General features: G+C 44.7%; 8 protein-coding genes. 1 reads left to right on the plus strand and 7 read right to left on the minus strand.

Annotated features, from left to right (window positions below):
* Nucleotides 1–7: 7 nt before the first annotated feature.
* Both A8F94_RS05310 and hemA read right to left on the minus strand, forming a co-directional pair.
* The gene (locus tag A8F94_RS05310) at nt 8–841 is read right to left on the minus strand and encodes a cytochrome c biogenesis protein (protein WP_066196656.1); all 834 of its coding nucleotides are present in this window, start codon (nt 839–841) and stop codon (nt 8–10) included.
* Between the two features lie 14 nt (nt 842–855).
* Nucleotides 856–2,202 carry a glutamyl-tRNA reductase gene (gene hemA / locus A8F94_RS05315; protein WP_066196658.1) on the minus strand — a complete coding sequence of 449 codons (1,347 nt, stop codon included), beginning with the start codon at nt 2,200–2,202 and terminating at the stop codon, nt 856–858.
* Between the two features lie 297 nt (nt 2,203–2,499).
* Here hemA and A8F94_RS05320 point away from each other — a divergent pair, with 297 nt between their 5' ends.
* Nucleotides 2,500–2,985: a LiaI-LiaF-like domain-containing protein gene (locus tag A8F94_RS05320; protein ID WP_066196660.1), complete on the plus strand. Its 486-nt coding sequence runs from the start codon at nt 2,500–2,502 to the stop codon at nt 2,983–2,985.
* A gap of 285 nt (nt 2,986–3,270) precedes the next feature.
* On the opposite strand, the gene yihA is transcribed toward A8F94_RS05320, so the two are convergent.
* From yihA to tig, 5 genes are all read right to left on the minus strand, one after another.
* Entirely contained in the window at nt 3,271–3,894 is a 624-nt protein-coding gene (gene yihA / locus A8F94_RS05325; protein WP_066196663.1) for a ribosome biogenesis GTP-binding protein YihA/YsxC, read from the minus strand.
* Nucleotides 3,891–6,218, minus strand: coding sequence for an endopeptidase La (lon, locus tag A8F94_RS05330; protein WP_066196665.1), 2,328 nt, complete (start codon nt 6,216–6,218; stop codon nt 3,891–3,893). The genes yihA and lon overlap by 4 nt, the downstream gene beginning before the upstream one ends.
* Before the next feature lie 453 nt (nt 6,219–6,671).
* Nucleotides 6,672–8,387: an ATP-dependent protease LonB gene (lonB, locus tag A8F94_RS05335; protein WP_066196668.1), complete on the minus strand. Its 1,716-nt coding sequence runs from the start codon at nt 8,385–8,387 to the stop codon at nt 6,672–6,674.
* A 324-nt stretch (nt 8,388–8,711) separates the two neighbouring features.
* Nucleotides 8,712–9,974: an ATP-dependent protease ATP-binding subunit ClpX gene (clpX, locus tag A8F94_RS05340; protein WP_066196671.1), complete on the minus strand. Its 1,263-nt coding sequence runs from the start codon at nt 9,972–9,974 to the stop codon at nt 8,712–8,714.
* A gap of 543 nt (nt 9,975–10,517) precedes the next feature.
* Nucleotides 10,518–11,810, minus strand: a complete 1,293-nt coding sequence (gene tig, locus A8F94_RS05345; protein ID WP_066196678.1) for a trigger factor — start codon at nt 11,808–11,810, stop codon at nt 10,518–10,520.
* Nucleotides 11,811–11,885: the final 75 nt, after the last annotated feature.

Raw genomic sequence — 11,885 nt, forward strand, 5'->3', positions numbered from 1 at the left:
TCCTAATCTACGAATACCAAAAGTGGAATGACGATAACTGGCCAAAAAAGAAGAAGTTAATTAATACAAGCAGGAATGCAGCAATATTCCAAACCGCAAGCTGTTTGCCAGCAATCCCCTTTACAATCCTTAAATACAAATAAATGCTGTAAGCTCCAAGCAGGATGAAGGAGCCTATTACTTTCGCATCATACCAGGGCATCTCCGGGACTTTCCAATAAGCCCAATGGAGGCCAAGGATCAGGCTCAGCAGCAGCATCGGCACTCCGATGACGGCATGAAGGTAGCTGAGCTGCTCGAGCTTTGAAAGGTCGGCAATCCGGATAAGCCGGGCTCCCCATTTCTTTCTTTTTAAAAGATCATACTGAATCATGTATAACAGGGAAAAAACAAATGACATTGAAAATGCCCCATAGGACAGGATCGCCATCGTTATATGGATTAGCAGCAACTCGGAAATGAGCTGCTCGCTAATCAGGTGGGATTCATATTGATCAGGTGTGAATATATGAATCACCATAACAACGAAACCGAGAATATTCGTAAAAAATACGATAAAATCCATTTTCAATAACCGATTGATGCCGAGTGACATCGTAACGAGCACCCATGAGTAGAAATATAGGCCCTCCGATATCGTCAGGACTGGAAACCGTCCGGTACTGACCATATAAAAAATGAGGAAGCCTGTTTGCAAAACCCATACAAATGCAAGTAACCAGAAGGCAATCTTATTCGCCTTCCGGTTATGATGGATAAAGTCAAAGAAATATAACAGCACGCTTAAAGCATAAATTATAACCGTCAATTCGTGCAGTCGCGTCATATGAATGTCAAACATAGACATTACCTCTCTTATGACTGAAAGGAAGCCTGCGGTGCATGAACCATGTCTTTCACGGTTTCGGCTGCTTTCGATTGTTGTTGCTCCTCGACAAGTTCTTTGATGTTAAAAATTGTCATGAACAAATCGAGAGCCTCATCGGCATCTGGGCGGGCAGCCAGTTCTTTTGCCTGGAGGATTGGATCTTTAAGCAGCTGATTGATTATGCTTTTCGTATGCTTGTTCAATACCTTTTTATCCCTATCGGAAAGGTGTGGCAGTTTGCGCTCGATGCTCATCATCGTTTCTGACTGGATGAGGTGGGCTTTTTCCCTAAGCGCCGAAATGACAGGCACAACACCAAGCGTACTTAACCACTGCTTAAAATCGACAATTTCCTTTTCAATCATCATCATGATAAGAGCAGCAGCTTTCTTCCGCTCCTGAAGATTCGCCTCTACGATGCCTTCAAGGTCATCAATATCATATAAAAACACACTATTCAATTCGGAAATGCGCGGATCAAGATCGCGAGGCACAGCAATGTCGACCATGAACAATGGCTTTCCTTTGCGGCGCTTTTCAACCTGCTCCATCATTTCCTTCGTAATCACAAAATTGCTTGCCCCTGTCGAGCTGATTAAAATATCGGCCTCAGCGAGTGAGTTTTGCAATTCAAACAGCTGCTTTGCCTGGCCGCCAAATTTCCGTGCAAGGTCCTGGGCTTTTTCATAAGTCCTGTTGATGACTGTCACGCTGCCAACACCTGATCCATGAAGGTTCTGTGCAGCCAGCTCGCCCATCTTGCCGGCGCCAAAGATTAAGACATGCTTATCTTGAAGCGAGCCAAATATCTTTTTGGCTAGTTCCACCGCAGCATAGCTAACTGATACTGCATTGGCACCGATATCGGTTTCAGCATGGCCACGTTTGGCAACTGTAATAGCTTGTTTAAACAAATGGTTAAACACTGTGCCAGTCGTCTTCATTTCCTGTGACAGCAGGAAGCTCGACCGCACCTGGCCAAGAATCTGTGTTTCACCGAGTACCATAGAATTCAGTCCGCATGAGACATTGAACAGATGCTCAATGGCTCCATCACTTTCATATATGAAAAGATAGGGCGAAAATTCGCTCTGCTCCAAGCCGAACCAATCAGCGAGGAATTCTTTTATATAGTACCGTCCCGTATGAATCTGATCTACAACTGCATAAATCTCTGTCCTGTTGCAAGTTGACAAGATGACGTTCTCGAGAATGCTTTTTTTGGCGTTCAAGTCGGCTGTCGCCTTTCCAAGGTCGGCCGGATTGAACGTCAGCCGCTCACGAATTTCAACAGGGGCGGTTTTATAATTTAGTCCTGCCACTAAAATATGCATGTAATAGTAACACCCCCAACTTAATCACGTAACTAACTACTCAGATTATATCACGGTCATTTTGGTAGCTTGCCGAAAAAATGTGAACAGAAAGCGAAACTCTATGATATTATTAAGAAAAAATTAATATATTGAACTTCCGGCAACGGGTTTTTGGTCCGTTCTGGAAAGTGCATTGTAAAAATAATTGGTATTTCGACCCGGTTTATGGTGTCGAAAATAAAAGTCCATTCATATATACATTAGCAAAAATAACTAGTTATATCAAGGATACCTTACTGGAAGCGGAGAGAACAAATGAGAAACCAACAACTATTCCCCGGAGTGATCCTGGTCGGCTTCGGTTTGTATTTTTTTCTGGAGCAATCAGGCTTTACAGCTTTAAAGCAATACTATACATGGCCGACGCTGCTTGTGATAGTTGGCGTCGCCTTTCTATGCCAAGGCTATATGGCAAGAGACCATGATGCGATTCTGCCGGGAATCATCCTGGCCGGTTTCGGCCTTCATTTCCACGTTGCCGGCAAAGTCGCTTTTTGGCCGAATCATATCGGCACGTTCGTAGCAATAATCGCACTTGGATTCCTTCTTCAATACCAAAAAACCGGAAAAGGGCTTTTAAATGGCTTGTTATTCTTGGTCGTCGCCACCCTTCTCCTGTTTACCGACAAAGTTGGAATTTGGCTTAACGTCGTTGAGAGCAGCGTCTCGCTCATCTGGAAATTCTGGCCTGTGCTGATGGTTGTTATTGGAGCATGGATGCTGTTTTTCAGAAAAAAATAAAGATATCCTGGCAACCAATAAAGCGTATTGGCAACGTTTCGGTATTCTGCAACCTGTAAAATGTGCCCAACACCCTTTATTGGGCACATTTTGGTGTTTCGAGATGGGTGAAATGTATCCAATAGAGCGTATTGGCAACGTTTCACCCCTCGTATAGACCTGAAATGTAACCAATACATTGAAATTGAATCGTTGAAACTACTAGCTCTATTAACTTCACCGTAAATTCTAAAAACAAACAAAAAAGCTGGAGGCAGGCCATACAAGGCCATCCCCCAGCTTTTCTTATTCCACGTCTTCCGCGTGTTCTTCTTCTCGAGTTTCTTCATTCATATACTGCTTGAGCACAGCCCATGCTGTATCCTTACCCAATCCGGTTTCGGACGAGAACAGTACAATTGGGTCATTGGGGTCAGCATCCAATGTTTCCTTTGTTACCTTCAAATGCTTTTGCCATTTGCCTTTTGGAATTTTATCGGCTTTGGTTGCAATGATGATGCAGCGAATGTTGTAGTGCTTCAGGAATTCATACATCATGACGTCATCGTTTGAAGGTGGATGGCGAAGGTCCGTAATTAGGACAACCGCCTTCAGCTGCTCGCGCGTCGTAATGTATGTTTCAATCATTTTTCCCCATGCCTCGCGTTCCTTTTTTGAAACCTTCGCATAGCCATAGCCAGGTACATCAACGAAATACATCATTTCATTAATAAGGAAGAAATTCAGTGTTTGCGTCTTGCCCGGCTTTGAAGAAGTCCGAGCCAGAGCTTTCCGGTTCAGCATTTTGTTAATAAAAGAGCTTTTGCCGACATTTGAGCGGCCGGCAAGCGCAAATTCGGGTAAAGCCGAATCAGGATACTGCTCCGGCTTTACCGCGCTAATTACTATATCTGCACTTGTTACCTTCATGCTTTTCCTCCATCCGACAACGCATGCTTCAGCACCTCATCGACATGGGAAACGAGCACAAATTCCATCTGACTTCGGACACTTTCCGGAATATCATCAATGTCTTTTTCATTGTCTCTTGGCAAAATAACCTTTGTAAGCCCGGCGCGATGGGCGCTCAGGGTTTTCTCCTTCAAGCCGCCGATTGGCAGAACGCGTCCCCTCAATGTAATTTCGCCTGTCATTCCGACTTCACGGCGAATCGGTTTACCCGATAACGCTGAAACGAGCGCGGTCGCAATTGTAATCCCCGCAGAAGGACCGTCTTTCGGAACAGCTGCTTCTGGAACGTGGATGTGAATATCATGTTTTTCATGAAAATCAGGATCAATTCCAAGCTCTGTCGCCTTGGAGCGGACATAGCTGAACGCCGCCTGGGCGGATTCCTTCATCACATCGCCAAGCTTTCCGGTCAGAACAAGCTTGCCTTTTCCTGGAGAAATCGACACCTCGATTTGCAGCGTGTCGCCCCCTACAGTCGTATAGGCAAGGCCGGTTGCAACTCCGACCTGGTCTTCAAGTTCAGCCTGGCCGTAACGGAAAATTGGTTTGCCAAGGAAGTCCTCGATGTTTTTCTCGGTAACAACAACTTTTTTCTTCTCACCAGCAACAATGATTTTGGCTGTTTTCCGGCAAATGGTTGCCATTTGGCGTTCGAGGCTGCGGACGCCGGCTTCCCTTGTATAGTAACGGACCACCTTCAAAATCGCATCCTCGCGAATCTGAAGAGTCCCCTTGGATAGACCATTTTCCTTGATTTGTTTTGGCAGTAGATGGTCTTTGGCAATATGGACTTTTTCTACTTCCGTATACCCAGCAATCGTAATGATTTCCATCCTGTCGCGCAGCGGCCCCGGAATGGTTGCGAGGTTATTCGCAGTTGCGATAAACATGACTTTCGAAAGGTCATACGGTTCTTCAATATAATGGTCGCTAAAGTTAAAGTTTTGTTCCGGGTCAAGCACCTCGAGCATCGCTGCCGACGGATCGCCGCGGAAATCGCTCGACATCTTGTCGATTTCGTCAAGAAGGAATACCGGATTGATTGTCCCGGCTTTTTTCATGCCCTGGATAATCCGGCCTGGCATTGCTCCGACATATGTCCTTCTATGGCCGCGGATCTCAGATTCATCCCGGACACCGCCAAGTGAAACACGGATGAAATTTCTGTTCAGCGAGCGGGCAATTGACTTAGCAAGGCTCGTTTTACCGACACCCGGAGGCCCTGCCAAGCAAAGGATTGGCCCTTTCAGGGAGTTGGTTAGCTTTTGCACTGCCAAATATTCAAGGACGCGTTCCTTTACTTTTTCGAGTCCGTAATGGTCTTCGTTCAAGATATCTTCGGCCCTGGCAATATCCAAGTCATCCTCTGTCTTCTTTGTCCATGGGATTGCCACAAGCCATTCTATATAATTGCGGATGACCGCACTTTCCGCCGAGCTTGATGGTACTTTTTCATAGCGATCCAGCTCGCGGTATGCAGTAGCCTGCACGGATTCGGGCATCCCTGCCATTTCAATCTTTTCGGTAAGCTCGGCGATTTCTCCTGTCTTGCCTTCTTTTTCGCCAAGCTCCTTTTGGATTGCCTTCATTTGCTCACGGAGGTAGTATTCCTTCTGTGTGCGTTCCATCGACCGCTTGACACGCTGGCCGATTTTCTTTTCAAGGTTAAGAACTTCCTTTTCATTGTGGATGATATTGATAACACTGCTCATCCGTTCCTTGACATCAATGGTTTCAAGGATTTCCTGCTTATCCTTGAGCTTTAACGGAAGGTGGCTGGAGATAATATCCGCCATCCTGCCTGGCTCTTCAATATCTGCGACCGATGAATAAGTCTCTGCAGAAATTTTCTTGGACATCTTTATGTATTGTTCAAAATAATCAAGCATCGTTCTCATTAAAGCCTGATCTTCGACATCCTTTGTCTCTTTATCTTCATACTCTTCCACTGTAACAGAGAAAAACTCTTCTCTATCATAGAAGGAAACGATTTTGGCACGTTTAAGACCCTCCACAAGGACACGGATGGTTCCATTTGGAAGTTTCAGCATCTGTTTTACCTTTGTCAATGTACCCATGCTGTATAAGTCGTCTTCTGACGGCTCATCTATCGAGATATCCTTTTGGGTTGTTAAAAAAATTAGATGGTCATCGACCATAGCCCGTTCGAGTGCCTGAACGGACTTTTCCCGGCCAACGTCCAGATGCAGCACCATTGTCGGATAGACCAGCAGCCCTCTAAGCGGCAGGAGGGGGATTTGTTTATCATTCGTTTCCGCCATTACCCATGCACCTCCAAAAATGCATTCATTACCCTTTTTAAGGTATTTGTCTTTGTTCAATTCTATCTTATTTAAGAAAACGTGTCTAATTATCTATGCTGAGCAGGGCTTCCCGCCTTCATAGTATCCTTTTCTATAAGCGCATTTATGTTATTCTTTTTGAAAAATTACTTTGTTTCATATAAAGTGAAACTTCCATCAGTGGTGAACTTCCACTGATGGTTAGTCCCGTTCTATTGCCGCTAACTCGCCAAATTTCGCGGCGACTAAGTGGCACTACGAACCCGATTAGTTCAACTAAGCTGCTGGGAACACCACAGCGGCAAGTTTCACTGTTCACCAATCGGGCATTTAGGGACAGCTGACTCTGAGTAGGCTTGACTTCCCCTTAATGCGGGATAAAAAAGGAACTCCGGACAATCCAACTCCGAAGTTCCATCCTGTTTTAATGGATTAAACTGATTCTTTTTTAGACATTTGTACGGCAGCTGGTATAACTGTACCGTCGCCCTCAGGCATTGCATGGGTGCCGCCATTTTGCGGTACCACATTCTTTGCAGCATTTTCTTTAAGTGCAAGCCCAATTACTTCATTAAAATGGGTAACCGGAATAATTTCAATTCCATCGATTTCGTTCAGGATCGACTGCATATTTTCGGCAGGGACGATAACGGTTTTGGCGCCGGCTTTCTTTGCAGCCAAAACCTTCGCATAAACGCCGCCAATCGGCTTTACATTCCCGTGGATTGAAATTTCCCCAGTCATCGCAACCCGATTATCAACAGGCATGTTGTAGATGGCTGAATAAATGCCGGTTGCCATTGCAATTCCCGCAGAAGGACCGTCTATTGGAATGCCTCCCGGGAAGTTGACGTGAATATCATAAGCTTCGGCAGGCACGCCCATTGTCCTCAGGACAGTAATAACATTTTCTATCGAACCGCGTGCCATACTTTTACGGCGAACCGATTTTCCTTGCCCTCCAATGCTTTCCTCTTCAACGATGCCCGTTATGTTAATCGAGCCTTTTTCTTTTGCCGGGATGACACTTACTTCTATTTCTAACAGAGCACCAGAATTAGGTCCATATACTGCAAGGCCATTTACTAGTCCAATCGCAGGAAGATCGTTTATTTTGCGTTCCATCCTCGGAGTCGCCTGGCTGGAATGGATGACCCATTCAATGTCTTCATCCTTAATTTCACTGCGATCCTGAGTGATTGCCAGCCCGGCTGCGGTTTGAACCATATTGACTGCTTCACGCCCGTTTCGGGCATAATTCGAAAGGATTTCCAGCCCGTTTTCACTAATCGCCATATCAACCTTATCGGCAGCCTTTTTCGCAACCGTCATGATTTCATCCTGGCTGAGCTCCCTGAAAAATACCTCCATACAGCGAGACCGGATTGCTGGCGGAATTTCATTCGGAGTCCTCGTTGTTGCTCCAATCAACCGGAAATCGGCTGGCAGGCCATTTTTAAAAATATCATGGATATGGGTTGGAATGGACTGGTTTTCTTCATTGTAATATGCACTTTCGAGAAAAACCTTTCTGTCCTCTAATACCTTTAACAGCTTATTCATTTGGATATGATGCAGTTCACCAATCTCATCGATGAACAAGACCCCGCCATGTGCGTTGGTCACAGCACCTTGCTTTGGCTGTGGGATTCCTGCCTGCCCCATCGCACCTGCCCCTTGATAAATCGGATCGTGGACTGAACCAATCAAAGGATCCGCAATGCCCCGCTCATCAAATCTTGCTGTCGTGGCATCAAGCTCTATAAAAACGGAGGATTTTTGGAACGGTGATTTATGATTTTTCTTCGCTTCTTCCAATACGAGTCTCGCAGCAGCGGTCTTTCCAACTCCCGGGGGCCCATAAATGATCACATGCTGGGGATTCGGCCCGCATAAAGCTGCTTTTAAAGCTTTAATGCCGTCCTTTTGGCCAACAATATCATCAAAAGAAGTTGGCCTCACTCTTTCAGCAAGCGGCTCGGTCAATGAAATCGAGCGCATTTTGCGAAGATGTTCCATTTCCTTTTTTGACTCTTTATCGATACTTACCTTTTGTGTCCGTTGATTCTTTAGCAAGTTCCAAAAATACAGCCCGATGATAATTCCAAAGAAGAGCTGTATTACCAAGGCGATTCCCATCCAACTCATCCTTTTCCCTCCTGAACAATACGTTTTCCGTTATTTGTTAGTATTTCCGTTGAAGGGGCGTAGTAAACAAAAAAGTGAAGAATGGTAAGATGGAAAAGAATGAACATTCCAAAATATGGAGTGGTTTAAAAGCCTCTGCTTTTACAAGAGTCAGTTGGGGTACTCCCGGGGGAAATAAAACTGTAAAAAATAATTCAGCGATTTAAGAACCTAGTTCAGCGATTTTATAAATATTTCAGCGGTTTTGAAATTAATTCGCGACTTTGAAATCTGGTTTCGGCAAAAAAACTGCCCGGCATTAAATGCCAGGCAGCAGAAATTGTTTTATGCAGATGTGCGTTCTTCGTTAATAACAGTGCCGTCCTCTGTAACAAGCTTTGGTTCACTGTTTTCGGCAACTGTTTCCTTCGTTATGATACACTTTGTAATGTCATCACGGGAAGGCAGGTCAAACATGACATCAAGCATGATGCCTTCGATGATCGAGCGTAAGCCCCTTGCCCCTGTCTTGCGTTCAATCGCCTTTTTGGCAATTTCATTCAGGGCTCCTTCTTCGAATTCAAGCTCAACATCATCCAGCTCAAGCATTTTCTGATATTGTTTCACAAGAGCGTTCTTTGGTTTTGTGAGGATTTCAATCAGCGCATCTTCGTCAAGCTGCTCAAGGCTTGCGATAACAGGAAGGCGGCCGATGAATTCTGGGATAAGGCCGAATTTCAGCAAGTCTTCAGGAAGGACCTTAGAAAGGAGTTCCTTTTGGCTGATATCTGTCTGCTTTACATCGGATCCAAAACCAATCACCTTTTGGCCAAGGCGGCGTTTGATGATAGGCTCGATTCCATCGAATGCCCCGCCACAAATGAACAGGATATTCGTTGTATCGATCTGGATGAATTCCTGATGAGGATGCTTCCTGCCCCCCTGAGGCGGAACGCTGGCAACAGTGCCCTCAAGGATTTTCAAAAGCGCCTGCTGTACGCCCTCACCGGAAACATCCCTTGTAATCGAAGGGTTTTCGGATTTACGGGCAATTTTATCGATTTCATCAATATAAATGATGCCTTTTTCTGCTTTTTCAACATCATAGTCAGCAGACTGAATCAGTTTGAGCAGGATGTTCTCAACATCCTCGCCCACATAGCCGGCTTCAGTAAGCGATGTAGCATCAGCAATCGCGAATGGCACATTCAAAATACGGGCCAGCGTCTGGGCAAGAAGGGTTTTTCCGCTTCCTGTAGGTCCGATCATACAAATATTACTTTTCGACAGTTCGACATCATCGATTTTGCTGTTGGAGTTGATTCGCTTATAATGGTTATAAACCGCAACGGAGAGCGATTTTTTCGCATTGTCCTGGCCAATCACATATTCATCAAGGATTTCGCGGATTTCCTTTGGCTTCGGAACATCCTTGAACTCAACTTCCTCTTCGGTTCCAAGCTCCTCCTCGACGATTTCAGTACATAATTCAATGCACTCATCACATATATAAACACCAGGCCCGGCAACCAGTTTGCGTACCTGGTCCTGCGTCTTTCCACAGAAGGAACACTTCAACTGACCTTTTTCATCATTGAATTTGAACAAATCTTTCACCCCTTAAGAACGGTTTTCGTATTTATTAGCTGCAACAGGTGCAGGCTTAATTTAGGAAATTGGGAACAATCTTACAGAAACAAAAAGGCGTTATGTATTGCATTGTACCACATGATACATGCTTTCAGGAAATAATAACTCTTGCCCAATTTAGCCCGAAAATCCTAAAGCCTGCGCAACGGTCAAAAAAATAATTGTCCAACTATAGCACCATAACGGGTGCTCCCGCTTTTATTTATCCAGCTCCAGCACCCAGCGCCTAGTGTCCTTCGGTCCCCTCACTACGATAAGTCAACATCGATTCGCTTCGCTCATCGTGTTTCCTTTATCTCATGTCGAGGCCCTCTAGGCCATACGGCGCTAACCGGGTGCTTCCGCTTTTATATGTACTTCCTAAAGCTTAACCAAAACCTGACGGAATTAAGCCACTGCCTAAAAACTTTTCATATGTATATCTATCTCTTATTATAATATGTAATTGCTTAATTGTATAAAACAAGGCACGATAAATCGCGCCTTGTTTTTATGTTTATATTATTCAGCAGCAACTGTTTTGCTGTTTTCGACAAGGAAGTCTACTGCCTTATTTTTCTTAAGGTCAGACTTGATGCCTTCAGTGCCTCCAAGAGCCATTGTAATGTTCTCTGGAGTCATGTTGTACATTTCGGACATCTTAGTTAGTTCTGCATTCACATCTTCATCAGATACTTCAATGTTTTCAGCTTCGGCGATTGCATCAAGAACCAGGCTTACGCGAACGCGCTGTTCAGCGTCACTCTTCATTTGCTCGCGAAGGGCTGCTTCATCCTGTCCGGAGAACTGGAAGTAAAGCTCCATGTTCATGCCTTGCATTTGCAGGCGCTGTTCGAACTCTTGAAGCATGCGGTCTGTTTCATTGCGAACCATTGCTTCTGGGACTTCGATTTCTGCATTTGCAGCAGCTTTTTCTACAACACCGTCACGGACATGGTGTTCTTTTTGATGCTCTTTGTCATGCTCAAGGCGTGAACGGATTTTTGCTTTCAACTCATCAAGAGTTTCAACTTCATCGTCAGCATCCTTTGCAAACTCATCATCAAGCTCAGGAAGTTCCTTGGACTTGATTTCATGAAGAGTTACTTTGAAAGTAGCTAGTTTGCCAGCCAATTCAGCAGCATGATATTCCTCAGGGAAAGTTACTTCAACATCCTTGGACTCGCCTGCAGCTAAGCCAACAAGCTGTTCTTCAAAGCCTGGAATGAATGAGCCAGAACCAAGTTCAAGAGAATAGTTCTCAGACTCTCCGCCTTCGAAAGCTTCGCCATCAACGAAACCTTTGAAGTCGATAACAACTGTGTCGCCTTCTGCAGCAGTGCCTTCTTCTTTTACAACAAGCTCGGCATGGCGGCTTTGTAGAGTTTTGATTTCAGCATCAACATCTTCATCGCTTACAGATGTATCAAACTCAGTTACTTCAAGTCCCTTATAGTCACCAAGCTTGACTTCAGGCTTAACTTCTACTGTAATTTTAAAAACTGCGCTTGAACCTTTTTCAAACTTCTCGACATCAACATCAGGGCGGTCGATTGGTTCGATACCAGTTTCATCAATGGCAGAAGAATACGCTTCAGGAAGTAGGTGATCAATTGCATCCTGGTAAAGTGCTTCAACACCATACATTTTTTCGAAAATTGGGCGAGGCATTTTTCCTTTACGGAAGCCTGGGGCATTTACATTCTTAACAACTTTTTTAAAAGCAAAATCAAGGGATTCCGCAACTTTTTCTTCGCTAACTTCTACAGTCAGAACACCGCGGTTTCCTTCTAATTTTTCCCATGTAGCAGACATTTTGTTCCCTCCAACAATCTATTTCCTAATTTACCAATGGTAGATTCGCTCGCTATGTAATCCATAAGCTGTTTA

This window comes from Bacillus sp. FJAT-27225, assembly GCF_001685025.1.
In the GTDB taxonomy this organism is placed as follows: Bacteria; Bacillota; Bacilli; order Bacillales; family Cytobacillaceae; genus Bacillus_D.